Source organism: Morganella psychrotolerans (assembly GCF_001676155.1).
In the GTDB taxonomy this organism is placed as follows: domain Bacteria; phylum Pseudomonadota; class Gammaproteobacteria; order Enterobacterales; family Enterobacteriaceae; genus Morganella; species Morganella psychrotolerans.
The window spans coordinates 70,459-92,166 of sequence record NZ_LZEW01000012.1; the positions used below are offsets into that span (position 1 = coordinate 70,459).

At 48.9% G+C, this 21,708-nt stretch carries 20 protein-coding genes and 1 pseudogene; 8 read left to right on the forward strand and 13 right to left on the reverse strand.

Features of this window, described 5'->3' with window-relative positions; genetic code table 11:
* The first annotated feature begins 81 nt into the window (after positions 1-81).
* Positions 82-603 (forward strand): ubiquinone anaerobic biosynthesis accessory factor UbiT, encoded by a 522-nt coding sequence (ubiT, locus tag AYY16_RS10705; protein ID WP_067366084.1) that lies wholly within the window; start codon positions 82-84, stop codon positions 601-603.
* A complete protein-coding gene (locus AYY16_RS10710; protein WP_067366087.1) occupies positions 597-1,103 on the forward strand; it encodes a GNAT family N-acetyltransferase in 507 nt (168 codons plus the stop codon). The genes ubiT and AYY16_RS10710 overlap by 7 nt, the downstream gene beginning before the upstream one ends.
* Here the strand turns inward: AYY16_RS10710 and AYY16_RS10715 are convergent.
* On the reverse strand, positions 1,082-1,378 hold the full coding sequence (locus tag AYY16_RS10715; protein WP_396672869.1) for a GIY-YIG nuclease family protein: 297 nt from the start codon (positions 1,376-1,378) through the stop codon (positions 1,082-1,084). The two genes, AYY16_RS10710 and AYY16_RS10715, sit on opposite strands and share 22 nt — an antisense overlap.
* 299 nt (positions 1,379-1,677) lie before the next feature.
* Between AYY16_RS10715 and AYY16_RS10720 the strand changes: the two genes are divergently transcribed.
* Both AYY16_RS10720 and AYY16_RS10725 read left to right on the forward strand, forming a co-directional pair.
* Positions 1,678-1,929: a YdgH/BhsA/McbA-like domain containing protein gene (locus tag AYY16_RS10720; RefSeq protein WP_067366094.1), complete on the forward strand. Its 252-nt coding sequence runs from the start codon at positions 1,678-1,680 to the stop codon at positions 1,927-1,929.
* 100 nt (positions 1,930-2,029) lie between these two features.
* Positions 2,030-2,479 (forward strand): YhbP family protein, encoded by a 450-nt coding sequence (locus AYY16_RS10725; protein ID WP_067367216.1) that lies wholly within the window; start codon positions 2,030-2,032, stop codon positions 2,477-2,479.
* Here the strand turns inward: AYY16_RS10725 and nrdG are convergent.
* The 3 genes from nrdG to AYY16_RS10745 form a co-directional block, all read right to left on the reverse strand.
* Positions 2,460-2,927, reverse strand: coding sequence for an anaerobic ribonucleoside-triphosphate reductase-activating protein (nrdG, locus tag AYY16_RS10730; protein ID WP_067366096.1), 468 nt, complete (start codon positions 2,925-2,927; stop codon positions 2,460-2,462). The genes AYY16_RS10725 and nrdG overlap by 20 nt on opposite strands.
* 4 nt (positions 2,928-2,931) lie before the next feature.
* Positions 2,932-5,070, reverse strand: a complete 2,139-nt coding sequence (gene nrdD, locus AYY16_RS10735; RefSeq protein WP_067366099.1) for an anaerobic ribonucleoside-triphosphate reductase — start codon at positions 5,068-5,070, stop codon at positions 2,932-2,934.
* Positions 5,071-5,334: 264 nt separating this feature from the next.
* Positions 5,335-6,534, reverse strand: a complete 1,200-nt coding sequence (locus AYY16_RS10745; protein WP_067367224.1) for an MFS transporter — start codon at positions 6,532-6,534, stop codon at positions 5,335-5,337.
* 201 nt (positions 6,535-6,735) lie between these two features.
* Between AYY16_RS10745 and AYY16_RS21430 the strand changes: the two genes are divergently transcribed.
* Positions 6,736-7,323, forward strand: a complete 588-nt coding sequence (locus AYY16_RS21430) for a TetR/AcrR family transcriptional regulator (protein WP_067366105.1) — start codon at positions 6,736-6,738, stop codon at positions 7,321-7,323.
* Positions 7,324-7,636: 313 nt separating this feature from the next.
* On the opposite strand, the pseudogene AYY16_RS10755 reads toward AYY16_RS21430, so the two are convergent.
* The 5 genes and pseudogenes from AYY16_RS10755 to argF all read right to left on the reverse strand — a co-directional run.
* A pseudogene (locus AYY16_RS10755) lies at positions 7,637-8,686 on the reverse strand (methyl-accepting chemotaxis protein); the annotation flags it as partial.
* Between the two features lie 1,170 nt (positions 8,687-9,856).
* Positions 9,857-10,246 carry a 2-iminobutanoate/2-iminopropanoate deaminase gene (ridA, locus tag AYY16_RS10760; protein WP_067366111.1) on the reverse strand — a complete coding sequence of 130 codons (390 nt, stop codon included), beginning with the start codon at positions 10,244-10,246 and terminating at the stop codon, positions 9,857-9,859.
* Positions 10,247-10,341: 95 nt separating this feature from the next.
* On the reverse strand, positions 10,342-10,806 hold the full coding sequence (gene pyrI, locus AYY16_RS10765; RefSeq protein ID WP_067366113.1) for an aspartate carbamoyltransferase regulatory subunit: 465 nt from the start codon (positions 10,804-10,806) through the stop codon (positions 10,342-10,344).
* A 10-nt stretch (positions 10,807-10,816) separates the two neighbouring features.
* A complete protein-coding gene (pyrB, locus tag AYY16_RS10770) occupies positions 10,817-11,752 on the reverse strand; it encodes an aspartate carbamoyltransferase (RefSeq protein ID WP_067366116.1) in 936 nt (311 codons plus the stop codon).
* Between the two features lie 286 nt (positions 11,753-12,038).
* Positions 12,039-13,052 (reverse strand): ornithine carbamoyltransferase, encoded by a 1,014-nt coding sequence (gene argF, locus AYY16_RS10775; RefSeq protein ID WP_067367227.1) that lies wholly within the window; start codon positions 13,050-13,052, stop codon positions 12,039-12,041.
* A 141-nt stretch (positions 13,053-13,193) separates the two neighbouring features.
* Here argF and rraB point away from each other — a divergent pair, with 141 nt between their 5' ends.
* On the forward strand, positions 13,194-13,643 hold the full coding sequence (gene rraB / locus AYY16_RS10780; protein ID WP_067367229.1) for a ribonuclease E inhibitor RraB: 450 nt from the start codon (positions 13,194-13,196) through the stop codon (positions 13,641-13,643).
* Between the two features lie 46 nt (positions 13,644-13,689).
* Here the strand turns inward: rraB and AYY16_RS10785 are convergent, their stop codons facing one another.
* The 4 genes from AYY16_RS10785 to pepA form a co-directional block, all read right to left on the reverse strand.
* The gene (locus AYY16_RS10785) at positions 13,690-14,043 is read right to left on the reverse strand and encodes a hypothetical protein (protein ID WP_067366119.1); all 354 of its coding nucleotides are present in this window, start codon (positions 14,041-14,043) and stop codon (positions 13,690-13,692) included.
* Between the two features lie 219 nt (positions 14,044-14,262).
* Positions 14,263-17,118 carry a valine--tRNA ligase gene (locus AYY16_RS10790; protein ID WP_150384949.1) on the reverse strand — a complete coding sequence of 952 codons (2,856 nt, stop codon included), beginning with the start codon at positions 17,116-17,118 and terminating at the stop codon, positions 14,263-14,265.
* A 58-nt stretch (positions 17,119-17,176) separates the two neighbouring features.
* Entirely contained in the window at positions 17,177-17,626 is a 450-nt protein-coding gene (locus AYY16_RS10795) for a DNA polymerase III subunit chi (protein ID WP_067366125.1), read from the reverse strand.
* A gap of 88 nt (positions 17,627-17,714) precedes the next feature.
* Complete coding sequence (gene pepA, locus AYY16_RS10800) at positions 17,715-19,226, reverse strand: leucyl aminopeptidase (protein WP_067366128.1); 1,512 nt, start codon at positions 19,224-19,226, stop codon at positions 17,715-17,717.
* 283 nt (positions 19,227-19,509) lie between these two features.
* Between pepA and lptF the strand changes: the two genes are divergently transcribed.
* Together lptF and lptG are read left to right on the forward strand one after the other, a co-directional pair.
* Positions 19,510-20,613 carry an LPS export ABC transporter permease LptF gene (gene lptF, locus AYY16_RS10805; protein WP_067366131.1) on the forward strand — a complete coding sequence of 368 codons (1,104 nt, stop codon included), beginning with the start codon at positions 19,510-19,512 and terminating at the stop codon, positions 20,611-20,613.
* Entirely contained in the window at positions 20,613-21,695 is a 1,083-nt protein-coding gene (lptG, locus tag AYY16_RS10810) for an LPS export ABC transporter permease LptG (protein ID WP_067366134.1), read from the forward strand. The genes lptF and lptG overlap by 1 nt, the downstream gene beginning before the upstream one ends.
* Positions 21,696-21,708: the final 13 nt, after the last annotated feature.

Below are 21,708 nucleotides of genomic sequence, written 5' to 3' on the forward strand. Positions count from 1 at the left end.
CGAAAATTTGACCGGAAGCCTGAGTTATTACGCAATCTTCTGGCACAATGACGCAGGAATTCAGATTAAGGAGTCAGTACGGTGTTTGCCAAAATTCGTTCCTCGCTCGTGCAAAACGGGCCTGCGTTATTGCGGTTTCCGCTGAAATTAACGCCGTTTACCCTGCAAAAACAGGTTCTTCAGCAAGTTCTGGCGCGTCAGTTTGAAGAGGCGATGACAGAAGGCGATCTCGATTTTCTGGAAGACAAGTGGCTGAAAGTGGAAGTCCGCGATATGGCGCTGTGCTGGTTTATCAGTAATCAGAATGGCCGGCTGGTGGTCAGTGCGGATGAGCAGGAAGATGTCAGCTTCAGTGGTAACGCCAATGATCTGGTACTGATTGCCGCCCGTAAAGAAGACCCGGATACCCTGTTTTTCCAGCGCCGCCTGCGTATTGAAGGTGATACTGAGCTGGGGTTGTATGTGAAGAATCTGATGGACTCAATTGATCTCGATGCGATGCCCGCGCTGCTGCGCAGTGCATTAATGCAACTGGCTGAATTTATTCAGGCGGGTATGGACGCGGAGGCCGCGCAATCACATACCGCGGTGCCGTCATGTTGATCCGCACAGAGATCCCGGTTGATGCCGCCGGTATTGATGCATTGCTGCGCACGGCATTTGGTCGTGATAATGAGGCAGATCTGCTGCACGCGCTGCGTGAGGATGCACTGCTGACTTTAGGTGTGGTGGCAACGGATGATGACGGACAGGTAGTCGGCTATGCCGGTTTTACCCCGGTTGATGTGGAAGGCGAGGATTGTCAATGGGTGGGGCTTGCACCGCTTGCAGTGGCAGAAGAGTACCGCGCTCAGGGAATTGCCCGCCAACTTGTTTATGAAGGGCTGGACAGCCTCAATGAGTTTGGTTACGGCGCGGTTGTGGTGCTTGGTGACCCCGCAATGTACAGCAAATGGGGCTTTAAACCGGCAGCAGAGTTTGATCTGCACTGTAAATGGCCGGATAGCGCCGCATACTTTCTTATTCATCCGCTGGATAACGATGCCACAGATGATTACCACGGCTTAGTCAATTACTCCGATCACTTTGACAGTTGTGAATAATCACTACCGTTAAGATATGCGGTTAAATCAGAAGGCTGGTCAGTGACCAGCCTTTCTTTTTTCTTTTTCGCCAGTTGTTTAACTCTGTACTCTTCCTTTGACGCACAGGCGCGATCAGCCAGTGCCGTCTGATAAACCACGTCCAGACCGGTTTTTCCCCGCAGGTATTTAGCCCCTTTCCCGGACTGATGTGTCGCGAACCGTTTTACGACATCCCGGGTGATCCCGGTATAAAGTGAGCCGGATTCTGTCCTGATTATGTAAAGAAACCACATTTTTATATCTGGATTACTGGTCATTTTTGTTTAATCGTGCGTTTTAATGGTTATATGAAAGGCGAATATTTTGTTGATTTTAGTCGGGTTATAATCACGCAAGTAACTAATTAATCAATGATATTCCCCATGGTAATTCTGCCCGGTGATTAATTAATTTTATTACCATCAAATATTTTGAATGACTATGGCAAAAATAGCTAATTTTCTTTTCTGCCGAAAGCGCATAGTATGACTCACATCACAGAGAGAGACTAAAAACGTCTCACGATATTATTAAAATTCTAAGGAATCATATTATGAAAATGTCTGCAATCATCCCTGCTGTTTTAGCGTTAAGTGCTGTTTCATTTGGTTCAATGGCTGCAACTGAAGTACAAACCAGCACTCAGGCTCCGGCTGGAGTTGTGTCTGTCAGCAATGTTGACACCCTGGCAAATGTAACTGCCGCTTTATCCAAAAAAGCTGATGAAGCCGGTGCGACTTCTTTCCGTATTATCTCCGCTGGTGGTGAAAACCTGATGACGGGTACTGCGGAAATTTATAAATAATCACTGAAGTCTGCCATAAAACAGCCCGGATATCCGGGACTGTCTGAACCAGCACCGGATGATATACTATCACCCGGTGTGGTTTTATTTGGGGATCAATATGGACGGGCAGCACGATTTATCAGAGATCCGACGCTATCTGAAGAAGAATCATGTTTTTACCTTGTGTACCACGGCGGATAGTGAGCTTTGGTGTGCCAGTTGCTTCTATGTGGCTGATACTGACGCCATGCTGCTGTATTTCCTCACTGAACCTCATACACAACACGGCACCATGATGCAGAAGAACCCGCAGGTTGCGGGCACCGTTTCTGCACAGACAGTCACTGTCGCAAAAATTCGCGGGATACAATTTCGTGGTGAAGTGATTGTTCTGTCAGATGAGGCAGCAAAACAGGCGCGGGCACAATATTGCCGGCGGTTTCCGGTTGCCATCGCTGCAAAGACCCCGGTCTGGGGTCTGCGGCTTGATGAGATAAAGATGGTTAATAACACGCTGGGGTTTGGTAAGAAACTGCACTGGTCGCGGATCAGCGCAGATAGTGAATAACCTGATTTGAACTGCCGCGCCAGATAATCATCGGATCATGCAGCTCCTGCACAAACTTCCCGTCGACTAACACATTGATGTGCTCAATCACTTCCCTCTGAGCATCATTCAGTTCATCCAGTTTATAGCCGGTCCACATCCAGATATCTTTCTCCGGCGGGCATTCCAGGCGGATGCGCTGCACCAGTGCCAAAATCACCGGCACATTCTGCGGATGCAGCGGATCACCGCCTGACAGTGTAATTCCCTGACGTTTGATCCGTTCATCACAGAGGTCGGCGATAATCTGTGCTTCCAGTTCCGGCGTATAAAGCGCACCGGAATCTGTGCGCCAGGTGCTTTGGTTATAGCAGCCGCGGCACTGATGGACGCAGCCTGAAACAAACAATGTACAGCGTGTACCCGGCCCGTTGACGACATCAACGGGATAGTACTGATGATAATTCATATACTCAGCCTAACTGCCCGTTTGACAGATGTTTCACGCGGCGTTTTACTTCTTCCTGCTTCCCGGCATTGAACGGACGTGCATCCGGGCTGCCGAGATAACCGCAGACACGGCGGATCACAGACACGCGGGCGGCATCATGGTTGCCGCATTTCGGGCAGACAAACCCTTTGCTGGTACAGTTAAATTCCCCGTTAAAGCCACATTCATAACACTCATCAATCGGTGTGTTGGTGCCATAATACGGAACGCGGTCATAACTGTAGTCCCAGACATCTTCCAGGGCTTTCAGGTTGTGCTGAAGGTTCGGGTATTCGCCGTAACAGATAAAACCGCCGTTCGCCAGTGGCGGATACGGGGCTTCAAAATCCAGTTTGTCGTACGGATTAACTTTTTTCTCAACATCAAGATGGAAGCTGTTGGTGTAATAGCCTTTGTCTGTCACGCCCGGGATTACGCCGAACTCAGCGGTATCCAGACGGCAGAAGCGATCGCACAGATTCTCACTTGGTGTGCTGTACAGACTGAAGGCGTAGCCGGTTTCTGTTTTCCATTCATCTGTCGCACGGCGTAAACGTTCAATAATAGCCACACCCAGCGCGCGCTGCTGCTCGTCGTCATACATGTGGGTATCGGTACCCGCCAGCGCATTAATGGTTTCGTGGATGCCGATATAACCCAGGGAAATGGATGCGCGACCGTTTTTAAAGATCTCTGTTACGGAGTCATCCGCTTTCAGCCGCACGCCGCAGGCGCCTTCCATATACAGGATAGGCGCGACGCGGGCTTTGACATTTTCCAGCCGGGCAATTCGGGTCATCAGTGCTTTTTTGGCAATCAGCAGGCGTTCATCCAGCAGCGTCCAGAACTGTTCTACGTCGGTGTGCGCTTCAATCGCAATACGCGGCAGGTTCAGGCTGATAACCCCGAGGTTATTACGACCATCATGAATTTGTTCGCCGTTCTCTTCGTATACACCGAGGAAACTGCGGCAGCCCATCGGCGTTTTAAACGAACCGGTCACTTTTACGACCTGGTCGTAGTTCAGAATATCCGGATACATGCGCTTGCTGGCGCACTCTAATGCAAGGCGTTTGATGTCATAATTCGGGTCGCCGTACTGATGATTCAGCCCTTTTTTAATGGCAAACACCAGTTTCGGGAAGACCGCTGTTTTATGATTTTTACCCAGCCCGGCAATACGGTTGCGCAAAATCGCCTGTTGGATCATACGGGATTCTTTGGAGGTTCCCAGCCCGAAACCAAAGGTGACAAACGGGGTTTGTCCGTTGGCCGTGTGCAGGGTGTTGACTTCATATTCCAGTGACTGAAAGGCGTCATAGCACTCTTTTTCGGTGCGGGAATCGGCGTAACCTTTTGCATCAGGAATTTGCCATTCTTCAGCCGTTTTCAGATGTTTGTTGTAGCTGGCGGCGACAAATGGAGCCAGAATTTCATCAATCCGGTTAATGGTGGTGCCGCCGTAAATATGGCTGGCAACCTGCGCGATAATTTGTGCTGTTACCGCAGTCGCGGTAGAGATGGACTTAGGCTGCTCTATCTCGGCGTTACCCATTTTAAAGCCATGAGTCAGCATGCCTTTTAAATCGATCAGCATACAGTTAAACATCGGAAAGAATGGCGCGTAATCCAGATCGTGATAGTGGATTTCACCACGTTCGTGTGAAATTACAACATCACGCGGTAAAATGTGCTGTTTTGCATAGTGTTTAGCCACAATGCCCGCCAGCAGGTCGCGCTGTGTCGGAATAACTTTGCTGTCTTTATTAGCATTCTCATTGAGAATGGACATATCACTTTGCTCGACCAGCCCGCGGATCTCATTATTCAGACGTCCACGCAGCTCACGCTCGACATCACGATCATGGCGGTATTCGATGTAGGTTCTTGCTAACTCTTTGTAATCACCTGACATTAACTGATTTTCAACCGCGTCCTGAATTTCACGGATATCAACATTTTCCCGGTTTTTCATTAACGAAGTGACATGAGACGCCACCTGAGAGCAGTAGTCATTATCATTAATTTGCGCGGCTTCAGCTGCTTTTTTAATGGCATCCCGGATGCGCGATTCATCAAAATTGACCTGACATCCATCACGCTTAATCACGATAGTGTGCACTTTGCTTCTCTCCGGAAATTTGGTTATCCACAGGCAAAAGCCAGCAATAATGCCTCTCTTGGGGGGTGTGGATAACACTGTGAATAAATACTACATCTTGTGTGCTTTGTATTATATAGCACTAGATATAGATTTCCTCCGGAATAAGGCGCTTAAAATTGACCTGTGTCAAAGAATTTCGGTGACATCAGAGAAACCGCACACTCCGGTGAAGTGTAAAAATGTGCGGTCTGGTTACAAAGATTATGCTAAAAGTTATTTATGTTACTTATAGCCGGTGTTTTTATCATTTTTGAAGACGAAAACATAACCGGCAACAGCAATGAGCAGGACACTGACACCGGCACCGATAGCAAGTAAGAAGCCGGTATCGATACCATAAGTATCAATGATCATCCCGACACCGGCAGAGCCGAGAGCAACCCCGACCGCCAGCCCGGTGATAAGCCAGGTAAAGCCTTCTGTCAGCATGTTAGGCGGCGCTTCCCGCTCGACAAACCCGATAGCCAGGATCATGGTCGGTGAGAAGAAGAAACCGGCGACAAACATAGTCAGCCCCAGCCCGGTAAGATCAGTGACCAGCAGCAGCGGCAGAGTGGTTAACAGCGTTGCCGCCGCCGTGAAGACAAATTGTTTTGTATAACTGAACGGCAGGCGGACAGCGCCGAAGATAAACCCGGCAATACAGGAACCGGCGGCGTAAACGGATAAAACATAACTGGCACCTTCCGGATATCCCTGCGCATTGGCGAATGCCACCGCCAGCACATCGACTGTCCCGACAATCACACCAAGCGCGAGCAGTGCCAGCATCAGCAACTGAATCGCAGGCAGGCGCAGCACTGTGCCTTTTGCCAGTCCGTCCCGCTTGTGTACCGGCGGCTCTGTGCGTTTCTGGCTGACCACCAGGAGTGTGCCGACGACCAGGAAAATAATGGCAACCAGCGGGCCTGCCTGCGGGAAGAGCGCAATACTCAGTGTGACGGAAAGCGGCGGACCGACAATAAAGCTGATTTCATCGAGTACGGACTCAAATGAATACGCGGTTTGCAGGCGCGGATCGCCTTTATAGATGTGTGTCCAGCGGGCGCGGATCATTGCAGGCATACTCGGGATTGCCCCGACGAATACAGCGGAAAGCCAGATAGCCCAGTCCGGTGCGTCATAAACAGTACACAACAGCAGAGCGATGGTGCCGAGCACGCTGATGATAATGCTTTTGGGCAGAATACGGCTTTGTCCGTAGCGATCCACCAGGCGGGCTATCATCGGCGCACAGAAAGCAGCAGAAAAGGTATAAACAGCGGCGGTGATACCTGCCATAAAGAAGGAATCACGCAACTGCGCAATCATCGTAATGATCCCGATCCCCATCATTGCGACGGTCATCCGTGCGACAAAACCCGCGCCGGAGAACGCCCGGGAGCCGGGATGCTGAAAGATGACGCGATAGGAACTAAACATAACAACCTCACAGAATATCCGCCCGTTTTCGCCGTCAGGGGGATAAATATATTTTGTCACTGCCGCCGGACCCGGCGGTAATACGATTCAATAGGTAATTAACATACATTGCGTATGTGAATCTATTGATATACGCGATGTATGTCAATTAAAAAGTGATATAGTGAGCAGATGAAATATGTTAACCCCCGGAGTGACAAGATGGTTCATAAACCACGCGCAGAGATGATAGAAGAGACCAGGACAAAGCTCATTACTGCTGCCCGGCGGCAGTTTGGCACGGCGGGCTATGCCGCGACAGTGATGGATGACCTGACCGCTCAGGCGGGTCTTACCCGTGGCGCGCTTTATCATCATTTCGGGGACAAACGGGGCTTATTCCTGGCGGTATTACAGAATCTGGATCAGGAACTGGATGCGCGCCTGGATATGGCAGAAAAAGAAGCAACGGATGAATGGCAGGCATTCAAGGCGCGCTGTCAGGGCTATCTGGCAATGAGTCTGGAGCCGGAAGTGCAGCGTATTATGTTTCGTGATGCGGCATCAGTACTGGATTATTCCATTCTTAAATCTAATGAACTGGCGTGTGTGCAGGGAATTACCCGGCGTCTTACCCATCTGATGGAAAAGGGATTGATAAAGCAGGTTTCACCGCAGGTGCTGGCGCTGTTTATTAATGGCGGGTTATATGAATGCGCAATGTGGATAGTCCACAGTGATGAACCGGATATTACATATAAAAATGTACGGGTTTCATTTAACCAGTTAATGGAAAATCTGCGGATGTAGGATGAGGTGGTTATTTAATCGTCATTTCACTATTTATCGTTCAAAACCCGGTATTCATGATTTTATTTATTAAACCGCGATATTTTTAAAAAAAAGCCCATGAAGCATGGGCAGTCAGAGGTAAAAATAATTCAGCAACAGCTGATGAAATGAAATAATAATTCTATTATCTGTTTCAGTATGTATACCCTTATTCATTCAAACTGCAGGTTCGTTGGCCGCACTACGCCTGCCGGGTCACATACTTATGTATGCTCCCCGTCTATCTTCCCTTGCCGCCTGCCTGCATCTTGAATGACGTTGGGTATATACATTAAAATGATTCCCAATCATCTCCGGCATTATTTGCATGTACCGGTTTTTCAGGAACAGAGCGCGGTAACGGCACCATAGTGCGGGTTTGAGTACCGGTCTTCAGTTCTCCGGCCTGTATATTAAATACAGATACCGCCTGAGTCAGTCTGCTTGCCTGCTCTTCAAGTGACGCTGCGGCTGCGGCAGATTGCTCAACTAATGCGGCATCCTGCTGTGTCACTCTGTCCATTTCCGTCACTGCCACACCAATCTGCTCAATCCCGCGGCGTTGTTCATCCGATGCAGAGGTTATCTCATTCATAATATTGGTGACCCGGGTAACGGCGCTGACAATTTCATCCATCGTTTCACCGGCACGCTTAACCAGAACTGCACCGGCATCGATTCTGCCGGCCGAATCCCCGATCAGAATTTTGATTTCCCGGGCGGCCTGTGCACTGCGCTGGGCAAGGCTGCGGACCTCACCGGCTACAACAGCAAATCCGCGGCCCTGCTCGCCCGCCCGTGCTGCTTCCACTGCGGCATTCAGCGCCAGAATGTTAGTCTGAAAGGCAATACTGTCAATCACATTGATGATATCGGCAATTTTCTTCGAGCTGTTCCCGATGCCGCGCATGGTATCCACGACATCATCCACAACTTTCCCGCCACGTTCTGCGGTCTCGGAGGCGGTTAACGCCAGATGGCTTGCCTGACGGGCATTATCGGCATTCTGACGCACGGTGGCTGTCAGTTCTTCCATGCTGGCTGCAGTTTCTTCGAGAGACGCTGCCTGTTTTTCTGTCCGTGCAGACAGGTTGTTATTACCGGCAGAGATCTCACTGGCACCGCTGTAAATGGCATTGGCACTATCACGGACATCCCCGACAGTTCTGGAAAGTTCACTCTGCATGTTACGCAATGTTTCAGATAGTTTTTTGATTTCATAACTCCCTGTAACATGAATCGGTTTTATCAGATTACCTTTTGCAATATGCTGAATGCTTTCCAAAAAATGATCTATAGGTAAAATAAGCAAGCGACGAATGCCGACCCAGACTAAAATAATAGTAATACAAATGCTGGCAAGTAATAATATTGTTATCCATATTATCAATGTTTCATTGCTTTTACTGTTTTTAATAAGCTTATCATGATAAATGACATCTGCGGCATAATAATTTTCATATAATTTACCGAATGTATTTTGATAGTCATTGGTAGGTTGATTGTTAAAATCATCTAACATGTTTTTGCGCAAATAATAAATTAACTCAAGCTGGGCATTATAATAATCATTAAAAGCAGAATTCATATTAACTTCAAGATTTTTTCCGAATTTACCCGGAATCGATTTAAATTCTGACCAGGCAGATTTTGTTTTTTTTTACTTGTTCCTCAGCATAATCAATTCGCTTGTTTTTTTGTGTGTCGTTTTCATAAACACCTTTCATTATACCTTTTGATATGATGTTGAGTAATGACCTGTTCTCTAAAAATATAATCCAGACACGGTCGAGTACATGGTTTTTTTTCTGATTGTATCGTCATCGTGTTATTTATTTCGTTCTGTGAGTTTATAAATCTGAAAAAATAGAATGATGATATAAGTTGCATCAAAAGAAATGCGATCAGAATAAGGGGGATCCCCGTAGATATCTTTACTTTTTCTAACATTTCTCCGCCTTCAATTAACGTTTTAGTTTCAAAAGTCAGTTATGGGATGAATTCTATAACAGAGGGTAATTAGTACCGATACTCACTACTGATATTTACGCCTGAACTATATTCAAATTTTATTGAAAAATAATGGAAAGTAAAAGGCAGTATTATTATGACAAATATCATCGGGGCTATGAAACAAACAGTAGGTGGTTTATTTGTAAGTAAGAGACTATAATTGGCCGTGTTTGTATATAAATGTTCCTGTAAGAGTAGGAACTACCTTCAGTATTCGGAGTGAAAATATATTTCGTTGGCGGTTTTATGGATTGTTAACTGAATACGTTAATGAAGTGTAATTTATTTGTTTCTGCAAATGCGAAGTGTTTTTTTGTTCTATATCTCTGTGTATATCAGATAACCGCTGATAATAATAAATCTTATTGTCCGGCCCGGTTATCGTGCTTGGTTGCTGTGCACCTGTTAAATAGACAGAGCCCCCTGACAGGGGGCTCTGTTCAAAGTCATCTCTGAAAGAGATGCTTTTTTTTACTGTCGTTCTCAGAAAGCGCAGTAATTATTTACGGACTGCGATTGCTTCGATTTCTAATTTCACGTCTTTTGGCAGACGGGCAACTTCAACGCAAGAACGTGCAGGGAAATGCGCTGCGTTGTTCTCTTTGAAGAAGGCTTCGTATGCTGCGTTCACAGTAGTGAAGTCATTCAGATCTTTAACGAAAACAGTTGTTTTCACGATATCAGCAACTTTCAGGCCTGCTTTCTCGATGATTGCTTTGATGTTTTCCAGAGATTGGCGTGCCTGAGCAGTAACGTCATCTGCAACCAGACCTGTTTTAGGGTCAACCGGGATCTGACCTGAAGTCATAACCATGTTACCCAGGTCTACAGCCTGTACATATGGGCCGATTGCTGCTGGTGCGTTTTCTGTTGCGATTACTTTAGTCATTACGGACTCCTGTAGGGTTATTATTGCTGTTAAGTTTTTAAAAACGCGGTCATTATAATCGTCTGAAATATCCGGGCAACTGACCTGGATCTATCTTATCCGTTATTAATGATGGCGTGGTGATCAAATTCTTTCTCACAATACTTACAGGTTAACACAATTTCCTGCGCAATGGACTTAACAGTAAAGCTACTTTCTACCGGCTCATTGTGACTGATACAGTTCCCGTTCGGGCAGACAATCACCCCGGTTATCCGTTCAGGCAGATTAATCGGCAATTTTTTAACTACCTGATAATTTTCAATAATATTAATCGTGGCTTTCGGTGCATAAAACCCGAGCTGGTTTGCCTGCTCCGGCGTCAGAAAGGTATCTTCCAGCTTAATCAAATCTTTACGCCCCATATTGCCGGACGGCAGATTCAGCCCGATGGTTATGCGGCTGTCTGTTTCCGTCAGGCGGAAAAATGAGAGCAGTTTAAACCCGACGTGTGCCGGGATGTGGTCGATAACAGTGCCGCATCTGATAGCTTCAACCAGTAATTTATGATCCTGAGTCATGATGTGCTCCTTATGCCGGGAAAGTTTCGTTTAACACCAGAGATAACAGCGCCTGACGGGCAAAAATCCCGTTACCGGCCTGCGGGAAGTAGTACGCGTAAGGCGTTTTATCCACATCCGGGGATATCTCATCAATGCGCGGCAGCGGGTGCAGCACTTTCAGGTTTGGCTTCACATTCACCAGATCGGCTGCGCGCAGCACAAACTGCGCTTTGACATTGGCGTATTCTGACGGGTCAAGGCGCTCTTTCTGCACGCGGGTCATGTACAGGATATCCAGCTGCGGCAAAACATCATCGATAGCATTATGTTCGCTATACGCCACGCCTTTTTCATCCAGCATGTGCAGGATATGATCCGGCATCGCCAGTGCTTTTGGTGCAATAAAATGCAGATGGTTGCCGCTGAATTTCGACAGCGCCTGTGCCAGTGAATGCACTGTGCGTCCGTATTTCAGATCTCCGACCATCGCAATGTGCAGGTTTTCCAGTCGTCCCTGGGTTTCCTGAATGGTAAAGAGGTCGAGCAGTGTTTGTGTCGGGTGCTGGTTTGCCCCGTCACCGGCATTGATAACCGGCACAGTACCTGAAAATTCAGACACCAGGCGCGCCGCACCTTCTTGCGGGTGGCGCATCACGATGGCATCAGCATACTGACTGATCACACTCATGGTATCTGCCAGCGTTTCCCCTTTTTTGCCCAGTGAGGTGTTGCTGCTGTCTGAGAAACCGACCACCGACGCGCCGAGGCGGTGGATAGCCGTTTCAAAGGAGAGCCGGGTGCGTGTCGAGGCCTCGAAGAAGCAACTTGCTATCACTTTGTGCTTCAGTAATTCAGGTTGAGGGCACTGTTTCAGCATTGCGGCTGTGTTTAATACCAGTTCCAGTTCATCGCGGTTAAGGTCGTTAATCGAGATGATATCGCGCAGGTATAACGGATTCGCCATTGGGGGTATCCTCATGTTCGTGTTCGGCCAGGCAAAAAAAAAACCCCTCGATTGAGGGGTTTCCAAAAAAAATACGGGAGGAACGCAGACCGCGCCACGCTGTGGCTGTCTGTGATATGCCGCGTTGTGCGGCACCGTCTGTGCGATGCAAGCGGTGTAAATAGTCACGCTGTACATTTTCCCCTTCCGACAAAATTGCGGGAGATTCTATACGCAATCTGTTATTCCACGCAAGCGTTTGCATCACTTTTTTTTGCGCAAAATACCTGTGATTATCCCGATATAATTAAAATTCTATGTCTTTTGAAAGAGATGCCACCATAATAGCTTTAATCGAATGCAGCCGGTTTTCGGCCTGATCAAACACCACACTGTGTTTTGACTCAAACACATCATTGGTGACTTCAATACCATTGGTAAAACCATATTCTTTCGCGAGTGCCAGCCCGATGGTGGTGTCGGTATCATGGAATGCCGGCAGACAATGCAGGAAAATCACATCCGGATTCTGTGTTTTAGTAATCACATCCTGATTCACCTGATACGGCGTCAGCAGTTTGATGCGCTCCGCCCAGACTTCTTTCGCCTCGCCCATTGAAACCCAGACATCGGTATACAGCACATCGACATCTTTCACGCCTTCGGCGACATCTTCCGTCAGGGTGATTTTACCGCCGGTTTGTGCTGCGGCCTTACGGCACTCTTCAATCAGTGAGGCGGACGGCCAGCAACTTTGTGGTGCGACAAGCCGGACATCCATCCCGGTCAGTGCTGCCATCTCTGCAATGGTATTTCCCATGTTATTACGGGAATCGCCTAAATATGCAAATTTAACGTCTGACAGCGGTTTTTTCACATGCTCCTGAATGGTCAGCAGATCGGCGAGCAGTTGTGTCGGGTGAAACTCATCCGTCAGTCCGTTCCAGACCGGAACACCGGAATATTTTGCCAGCTCTTCAACGGCTTTCTGTGAATATCCCCGGAACTGAATACCGTCATACATCCGTCCCAGCACGCGGGCAGTGTCTTTAATGGACTCTTTATGACCTATCTGGCTGCCGGATGATCCCAGGTAAGTTACCCGCGCACCCTGATCGTAAGCACCCACTTCAAAAGCACAGCGGGTGCGGGTTGAGTCTTTCTCGAAAATCAGCGCAATATTTTTACCTGTCATCAATGGCTTTTCAGTACCGGATTTTTTTGCCTTTTTCAGATAAGCAGAAAGATTGAGCAGTTTTTCAATATCGGCGGGTTTATAGTCAAGTAACCGCAGAAAGGATTGTTGATAAAAAGGGTTCATAGTAATTCCTCTGATGAATTTATATTCAATATAAATAAATAAAAATTCAATTGCAACTACGAGCTGAAATTCTTTTTTTTTTATGGGTGGCTCAATGACGCCCGCTGTGGGAAAATGCGCGGGTATCACTTATCAGAGGGCATGGCCATGTCAGAATTAGATGCGTTTTTAGAAGAACAGCGTGAAGAAACCCGCGCAATTATTACTGAGTTATTAGAGGACGGCAGCGATCCTGATGCGCAGTATACTGTTGAGCACCATTTTTCGAGCGAAGATTACGACAAATTAGAAAAAGCAGCAGTTGAAGCCTTTAAACTGGGCTATGAAGTGACTGATGCTGAAGAGCTGGAAGTGGAAGGCGGCCAGGTTGTATTATGCTGCGACATTATCAGTGAGTGCGGCCTGAAAGCAGAACATATTGATGCTCAGGTTGAGCAGCTCGCCCGTCTGGCTGAAAAGATGGACGTGGATTACGACGGCTGGGGCACGTATTTCGAAGATCCTGATGGTGAAGACGAAGACGGTGAAGAAGATGACGAAGGTGATGATGAAGGCGATGACGAAAGTCACGGCGAAACACCATTACATTGATTATCCGTTCCCCTGAAAAACCTGCCGTGGCAGGTTTTTTTGTTTTTTACTCATCATCACTTTCAGCAGAAAGTATCGACGACGGCAGGTTTCGTTCACGGCGTGAATCTGTACTGTTATCCCGCATCATCGGACGCAGCGGCGAACAGCCGAGATATTTTACATCCGGCATATTGATATCATCCTCCGCATCTTTCATCGCCTCCACGGTCTGATAAAGCACGGCACCCTTTTGCTTACTGAGTGGCGGACTGCGGCTTTCTCCGCTGTAACCCATCTGTTGTACAGTCTCCTGCTCGTCCTGCTGTGTGTGACACGCGGCGGTATTCTGTTGCGCCTGTGCTCTGAGCTGTGTGCCGGTCAGTTCCGGAACCGTCATTCCCTGTATGGCATTGATCATCCTGATCTCCTGTATTGCTGGATATAAAATGTGACATTAATCACACTAAATATGACTGTAGGGTAATTACCGGGGAATGGCTATCAGAAAAGCAACATAGATTATGTGTCAGGCGGCGCTGACTCTGTTTCATTATTTTTATAGTCAGGAAGTAAAACAGACGGGAACAGAAAAGAAAAAACCAGTCCGGAGACTGGTTTTCAGGTCATTCAGACAGGATCACAGTGCAGCAATTGTGGCTTTCTGAGCAATCAGTTTTTCTTTTGCTTCATAGTTTGCCGCCAGGCGCTCGCGCTCCTTGGCAACAACCGCTTCCGGCGCACGGCTGACAAAACCTTCGTTCGCCAGTTTGCCTTCGATAGAAGCGATTTCCTTCTCCATTTTTTCCTGCTCTTTATCCAGACGCGCCAGTTCGTCCTCTTTATTGATAAGATCAGCCATCGGGATCAGGATTTCCGCACCTTCAACCAGCTTGGTCACACAAACCGGAACAGTTTCACCCTCTTGCGTAATACGGATGGAATCCAGACGCGCCATTGCTTTGAGGAAGTTGCTGTTTTCTGCCACACGGCGCTGTGCATCTGCACTTGCGCCACGAAGCATCACTTCCAGCGGTTTACCCGGCGCAATATTCATTTCTGCACGGATATTACGGATAGCAGTGATAGTGTCTTTGATCCACTCCAGGTCACGCAGAGCCGGTTCATCAACCTGAGCGGCATCGAATTCAGGGAACGGTTGCAGCATGATAGTATCGCCCGCAATGCCTTTCACTACTTTCACGCGCTGCCAGATAGTTTCAGTGATAAACGGAATAATCGGATGCGCCAGGCGCAGCAGTGATTCCAGAACCGTGATCAGCGTATGGCGTGCTGCACGTTTTTGGGCGTCCGTTCCTTTGTGAACAGCCGGTTTGGACAGCTCCAGATACCAGTCACAGAATTGGTTCCAGGTGAATTCATACAGAATGTTGGATGCCAGGTCGAAACGGAAAGTATCCAGCGCTTCGCGGTAGGCTTTCACGGTATTGTTATATTCCGCGAGGATCCAGCGGTCTGCCAGGGAGAACTCCATTTCACCGCCGTTCTGACCGCAATCCTGTTCTTCCGTATTCATCAGCACGAAACGGCTGGCGTTCCACAGCTTGTTACAGAAGTTACGGTAACCGGACAGACGTTTCATATCCCAGTTGATATCACGCCCGGTTGATGCCAGTGCCGCCAGGGTGAAGCGCAGGGCATCTGTACCGTGGGCTTCAATCCCGTCCGGGAACTGTTTTTCTGTGCGTTTGGCAATTTTCTCTGCCATCTGCGGCTGCATCATATTACCGGTGCGTTTTTCCAGCAGTTCCGGCAGCGAAATACCGTCGATCATATCGAGAGGATCAAGTACGTTTCCTTTCGATTTCGACATTTTCTGACCTTCATCATCACGGATAAGACCCGTCATGTAGATGGTATTGAACGGAATTTGCGGTTTGCCGTTTTCATCTTTGATGAAGTGCATGGTCATCATGATCATGCGGGCAATCCAGAAGAAAATGATGTCAAAGCCGCTGACCAGCACATTGGTCGGATGGAATGTTTTCAGTTCCGGTGTGTTGTCCGGCCAGCCCAGTGTGGAGAATGTCCACAGACCGGAGGAGAACCAGGTATCCAGCACATCTTCATCCTGGCGCAGTTCAACCATCGCCGGGATATTATTTTCACGGCGGACTTCATCTTCATCACGCCCGACATACACATTGCCCTGGTTATCATACCAGGCAGGGATGCGGTGACCCCACCACAACTGACGGGAGATACACCAGTCCTGAATATCACGCATCCAGGAGAAGTACATGTTTTCGTACTGTTTAGGCACAAACTGGATATCGCCGTCTTCGACTGCTTTAATCGCTTCTTTTGCCAGCGGGGCAGTGCGCACATACCACTGGTCAGTCAGCATCGGCTCAATAACCACGCCGCCACGGTCGCCGTAAGGGACAGTCAGGTCATGTGGTTTGATCTCTTCGAGCAGACCGAGTGATTCAAATTCTTTTACGATAGTTTTACGGGCGGCAAAACGTTCCATACCACGGTACGTTTGCGGAATATCACTGCTGCACTCTGTTGATATTTCACCATTGGTATCAAATACTTCGGCTTCGGTGCGGATGTTGCCGTCGAAATCCATGATGTTAATCATGGTGAGCTGGTGGCGTTTACCGACTTCATAGTCGTTAAAGTCATGCGCCGGAGTGATTTTCACACAACCGGTGCCTTTTTCCATATCTGCGTGTTCGTCGCCGAGGATCGGAATGCGGCGGTTGACGATCGGCAGAATGATTTCTTTGCCGATCAGATCTTTATAACGCGGATCTTCCGGGTTCACTGCCACACCGGTATCACCGAGCATGGTTTCCGGACGGGTGGTGGCGACAACCAGGTAATCTTTACCATCAGCGGTTTTTGCACCATCAGCCAGCGGATAGCGGATATGCCACATGAAGCCTTTAACATCGCGGTTTTCCACTTCGAGATCAGAAATCGCGGTGTGCAGTTTCGGATCCCAGTTGACCAGGCGCTTACCGCGATAGATCAGATTATCTTTATACAGGCGGACAAACGCTTCTTTTACCGCGCGGGACAGACCTTCATCCATGGTGAAACGCTCACGTTCCCAGTCCACAGAGTTACCCAGACGGCGCATCTGGTTAGAGATATTACCGCCGGATTCAGCTTTCCATTCCCAGATTTTATCAATAAAGCCTTCGCGCCCGTAATCATGGCGGGTTTTGCCTTCTTCTGCGGCGATCTTGCGCTCAACAACCATCTGTGTCGCGATACCCGCGTGGTCAGTCCCGGACTGCCAGAGGGTATTTTTACCCTGCATGCGCTGGTAGCGGATCATAGTATCCATAATGGTTTGCTGGAACGCGTGACCCATATGCAGATTACCGGTGACATTCGGCGGCGGAATAACGATACAGAAGCTTTCTTTGTCTGTATCACCATTCGGTTTGAAATAGCCGCTCTTTTCCCAGTGCGCGTAAAGTGGCCCTTCGATTTCCGTCGGATTATACGTTTTATCCAGAGACGGTTCGTTGGTCTGTTGGCTGTCGGTTGTTTTTTCCATTTTTAATCTTTGTTTATCAGTAAGTTGGCGGCGTGGCCATTGTTAGGGTAAAGCCGACGCTGCGATAGATTTTATATCGCTCGCGCGCCAACTGTTTCAATTGTTCGTCGATAGGCACAAAGTCTATCACTTCACGGAAGGTTGTCGCAAAATCTGTGAACTGCGGCAGTAATGTAATCAGTAAATCACGCGGCGAATTTCCGCGCTTCTGCGGCCAGCACAGTTCAACAGGCGCACCATAACGCGGCCCTTCACCTGCTAAATTATGGGGAACAAACGCATCTGGTTCGCGCGCCCAGAGGGCTTCGTCGAGTTTTTCAGCCTGCTGTTGCGATTCACAGGCGATAAGTACCCGTTTCCCGTTGCGCCATGCCTCTCCCGCCAACTGACACGTCAGCCACTCGTGGGCTTCAAGGTCATCAAAGGGGGATGGCTGTTCCATCTGATAGAAGGTGGCGTTTTTCATAATATCTCTGATAGCAGAAAAGGGGATTGCACAATAATATCACAATCCCCGTTACCTTTATTTATCCGGACCTGTCCTGCAATACCGGTCAGTCGTCGGTGCTGATACCCGCACGATTTAACAGGAATTGTGCCAGCAGTGCAACCGGACGACCTGTTGCGCCTTTATTTTTACCTGAACGCCATGCCGTACCGGCGATATCCAGGTGCGCCCAATTATAGCGCGTTGCAAAGCGTGACAGGAAGCAACCCGCAGTAATCGCGCCACCCAGACGCCCGCCGGTATTGGCGAGGTCGGCAAAGTTCGACTCAATTTGCTCGTAGAACTCATCTGCCAGCGGCAGTCGCCATGCGCGGTCACCGGCTTGTTCAGATGCATTCAGCAGTTCGTGCGCCAGTGGATTGTGATTTGCCATCAGACCACTGAAATGGTTACCCAGTGCGACCATACAGGCGCCGGTCAGGGTCGCGATATCAATTACGGTTTCCGGCTCGAAACGCTCCACATAGGTCAGTGCATCACACAGTACCAGGCGGCCTTCTGCATCCGTATTGAGAACTTCGACAGTCTGGCCCGACATGGTGGTGAGGATATCTCCCGGGCGATAGGCATTGCTGCCCGGCATATTTTCACATCCCGCCAGGATCCCGACCACATTGAGCGGCAGACTCAGTTCAGCCACCATCCGCATTACGCCGTAGACAGTCGCTGCGCCGCACATGTCATATTTCATCTCATCCATGCCATCGGCAGGTTTGATAGAAATACCGCCGGAGTCGAACGTCAGCCCTTTCCCGACTAATACAATCGGACGAGCTTCCGGGTCCGGATTACCTTTATACTCAATCACCGACATCAGTGATTCATTGCGTGACCCCTGACCGACCGCCAGATACGCCAGCATTCCCAGCTCTTTCATCTGCTCTTCGCCGATAACCCGGGTGCTGAGGACAGATGAATGATTGTCTGCCAGCTGACGCGCCTGCGACGCGAGGTAAGCCGCGTTACAGATGTTCGGCGGCATATTCGCCAGATCTTTTGCTGCTTTGATGCCGGCAGAAATTGCCAGACCATGACTGATCGCTTTCTCACCGGCAGGTAGCTCACGGCGGGTAGGTACATTGAAGACCAGTTTACGCAGCGGGCGGCGTAATTCGGTTTTATTGCTCTTCAGCTGATCAAAGACATAGAGAGATTCTTTTGCTGTTTCAACAGCTTGTCTTACTTTCCAGTAATTGTTGCGTCCTTTGACGTGCAACTCAGTCAGAAAACAGACCGCTTCCATCGACCCGGTTTCGTTCAGGGTACTGATGGTTTTCTGAATAATCTGTTTGTACTGGCGCTCATCCAGCTCGCGTTCTTTCCCGCAGCCGATTAACAGGATACGCTCGGACAGGACATTCGGGACATGGTGCAGAAGCAGAGACTGCCCGACCTTGCCCTCCAGCTCGCCGCGGCGCAGCAGAGCACTGATGTAGCCGTCGCTGATTTTATCGAGCTGTTCCACAACCGGGGACAGACGACGCGGTTCGAAAATGCCGACCACAATACAAGCACTGCGTTGCTTTTCCGGACTGCCGCTTTTTACACTAAACTCCATGCGCTCTCCTGAATCTTAAAGACAAAGACATCTGCTGTCGCTAAAATGTAGCGTTCGCACTAATCTGCACCATCGATTATAAACAGTTTATGATAAGCTACGTGCGCACTTTATGAGTCCTGAACAGCACTAAAATTCCCTTTCTTTCCTGACGGGAAGGAAGAAAAGAGTGGTTTGATACCAGAATTACCCTCAGGCCGGCAAATAATGCACACAAATAGTCAACACAGACGAAGTTAGCTATTTTCATGCAAAAACACAAGTTTTCACAGGCGTATTAAGCGTGATCATTATTAGATATCTAGTGAGAGAAACACTCAAGGCACAGATTGCGATTCTGTTTATCCTGTTGTTGATCTTCTTTTGTCAGAAACTGGTTGAAGTATTGGGTGCTGCTGTTGAAGGAAGCATTCCGCCCGGGCTCGTGTTGTCATTGCTGGGATTAGGTATCCCGGAGATGGCGCAGCTTATTTTGCCGCTGAGTCTTTTCCTCGGGCTGCTGATGACATACAGCAAGCTGTATACTGAAAGTGAAATCACCGTGATGCATGCCTGCGGACTGGGTAATAATGTGCTGATAAAAGCCGCTATGATCCTGGCATTCCTTACCGCAGCCGTGGCGGCAGTCAATGTCGTCTGGCTCATTCCGTGGTCATCTCAGTATCAGGAACAGGTTCTGGCAGAAGTGAAAGCCAACCCCGGCGTAACCGCGATGGTCGGCGGACAATTTAAAACCTCCAATGACGGCAGTATGGTGCTTTATCTGGGGGATGTGAATGGCAGCGAGTTCAAAGATGTCTTTATTGCCCAACTCTGGGCGAAAGATGAACAACGCCCGTCAATTGTGATTGCCGAAAGCGGACACATGACTGAGAAAACCAACGGTAATCAGGTGGTTACGCTTGATAAAGGCACCCGCTACGAAGGTACCGCATTCCTGCGGGATTTCCGTATTACGGATTTTTCTGATTATCAGGCGATTGTTGACCACCGCAGTGCAAAAGTGGGTGACAGCAATTATCAGCAGATGACCTTGTTTGAACTGTGGCCGGAAAATGACAATGCTGCCCGCGCAGAATTTCACTGGCGTCTGACACTTATCGCCTCTGTCATTGTGATGGCACTGATGGTGGTGCCGCTGTCAGAGGTGAATCCGCGTCAGGGACGAGTGCTGAGTATGTTGCCTGCGATGCTGTTGTATCTTATTTTCTTCTTATTACAGAGTTCGCTGCGTTCAAGCGGCGAGAAAGGTAAGCTGGACCCGGCTGTCTGGCCGTGGGTGGTGAATCTCAGCTATCTGGCACTGGCTGTGGCACTGAACCTGTGGAACACCACACCGGTACGCCGTCTGCGTTTTGGCTTCACACGTTCTCAGGGAGTTGCCTGATGTTTAAAGTGCTTGTGCTTGACCGCTACATCGGGCGGACTATCCTGCAATCCATTATGATGACGCTGTTCATGCTGGTGTCGTTGTCAGGGATAATCAAGTTTGTCGATCAGCTGCGCAAAGTCGGGCAGGGAGAGTATTCCACTCTGGATGCCGGGCTTTATACCATTATGAGTATTCCGAAGGATATTCAGATTTTCTTCCCGATGGCGGCGTTGCTTGGCGCACTGATGGGACTGGGCGCTCTGGCATCACGCAGTGAGCTGGTGGTGATGCAGGCATCCGGCTACAGCCGTTTGCAGGTTGCCAGCTCAGTGATGAAAACCGCTATTCCGCTGGTGATCCTCACGATGGTGGTCGGCGAATGGCTGGCACCCTCCGGTGAGCAATGGGCGCGGAACTACCGCGCTCAGAAGACAAGCGGTGCGTCACTGCTGGCAACCAACAAAGGAATGTGGGCAAAAGACGGTAATGATTTTATCTATATTCAGCGCGTGGACAGTGAAAACCAGCTCAACGGTATCACACTGTACCGGATGAATGATGAACACAAACTCAGCTCGATTATGAATGCCGCGAGCGCGGGCTATGACAGCGCCACCAATACCTGGACACTGAACCAGATCCGGGAATCTGTTCTGAAAGATACCTATGTGATTGCCGGCGAGCAGCGGTTGTCTATGGTCTGGCAGACAAAACTGACCCCGGAAAAACTGAATGTGGCGGCGCTGGACCCGGAAGCACTGTCAATCAGCGGGTTATATCAGTATGTGAATTATTTACAGCAGAGCGGGCAGGATGCCGGGCGTTATCAGCTTAACATGTGGAAAAAAGTGTTCGCGCCGCTCTCTGTGGCAGTGATGATGCTGATGGCGCTGTCGTTTATCTTCGGACCGCTGCGCTCAGTGCCGATGGGTGTGCGGATTGTCACGGGGATAGCCTGCGGATTTGTGTTTTATGTCTCCAATGAGATTTTCGGCTCTCTGAGCCTGACCTATAAATTCCCGCCGTTCCTCGGCGCACTGTTGCCGAGCCTGCTGTTCCTGGCGATCAGCCTTTATTTACTGATTAAACGTAAGTAGCCGGGATCGGCAA

What these genes read in the sequence shown, in the direction of transcription:
- AYY16_RS10710 (WP_067366087.1), top strand. Translation starts at nt 597, where the DNA reads ATGTTGATCCGCACAGAGATCCCGGTTGATGCCGCCGGTATTGATGCA.
- AYY16_RS10715 (WP_396672869.1), bottom strand. Translation starts at nt 1,378, where the DNA reads ATGTGGTTTCTTTACATAATCAGGACAGAATCCGGCTCACTTTATACC.
- AYY16_RS10720 (WP_067366094.1), top strand. Translation starts at nt 1,678, where the DNA reads ATGAAAATGTCTGCAATCATCCCTGCTGTTTTAGCGTTAAGTGCTGTT.
- AYY16_RS10725 (WP_067367216.1), top strand. Translation starts at nt 2,030, where the DNA reads ATGGACGGGCAGCACGATTTATCAGAGATCCGACGCTATCTGAAGAAG.
- nrdG (WP_067366096.1), bottom strand. Translation starts at nt 2,927, where the DNA reads ATGAATTATCATCAGTACTATCCCGTTGATGTCGTCAACGGGCCGGGT.
- AYY16_RS10745 (WP_067367224.1), bottom strand. Translation starts at nt 6,534, where the DNA reads ATGTTTAGTTCCTATCGCGTCATCTTTCAGCATCCCGGCTCCCGGGCG.
- AYY16_RS21430 (WP_067366105.1), top strand. Translation starts at nt 6,736, where the DNA reads ATGGTTCATAAACCACGCGCAGAGATGATAGAAGAGACCAGGACAAAG.
- ridA (WP_067366111.1), bottom strand. Translation starts at nt 10,246, where the DNA reads ATGACTAAAGTAATCGCAACAGAAAACGCACCAGCAGCAATCGGCCCA.
- pyrI (WP_067366113.1), bottom strand. Translation starts at nt 10,806, where the DNA reads ATGACTCAGGATCATAAATTACTGGTTGAAGCTATCAGATGCGGCACT.
- pyrB (WP_067366116.1), bottom strand. Translation starts at nt 11,752, where the DNA reads ATGGCGAATCCGTTATACCTGCGCGATATCATCTCGATTAACGACCTT.
- argF (WP_067367227.1), bottom strand. Translation starts at nt 13,052, where the DNA reads ATGAACCCTTTTTATCAACAATCCTTTCTGCGGTTACTTGACTATAAA.
- rraB (WP_067367229.1), top strand. Translation starts at nt 13,194, where the DNA reads ATGGCCATGTCAGAATTAGATGCGTTTTTAGAAGAACAGCGTGAAGAA.
- AYY16_RS10785 (WP_067366119.1), bottom strand. Translation starts at nt 14,043, where the DNA reads ATGATCAATGCCATACAGGGAATGACGGTTCCGGAACTGACCGGCACA.
- AYY16_RS10795 (WP_067366125.1), bottom strand. Translation starts at nt 17,626, where the DNA reads ATGAAAAACGCCACCTTCTATCAGATGGAACAGCCATCCCCCTTTGAT.
- pepA (WP_067366128.1), bottom strand. Translation starts at nt 19,226, where the DNA reads ATGGAGTTTAGTGTAAAAAGCGGCAGTCCGGAAAAGCAACGCAGTGCT.
- lptG (WP_067366134.1), top strand. Translation starts at nt 20,613, where the DNA reads ATGTTTAAAGTGCTTGTGCTTGACCGCTACATCGGGCGGACTATCCTG.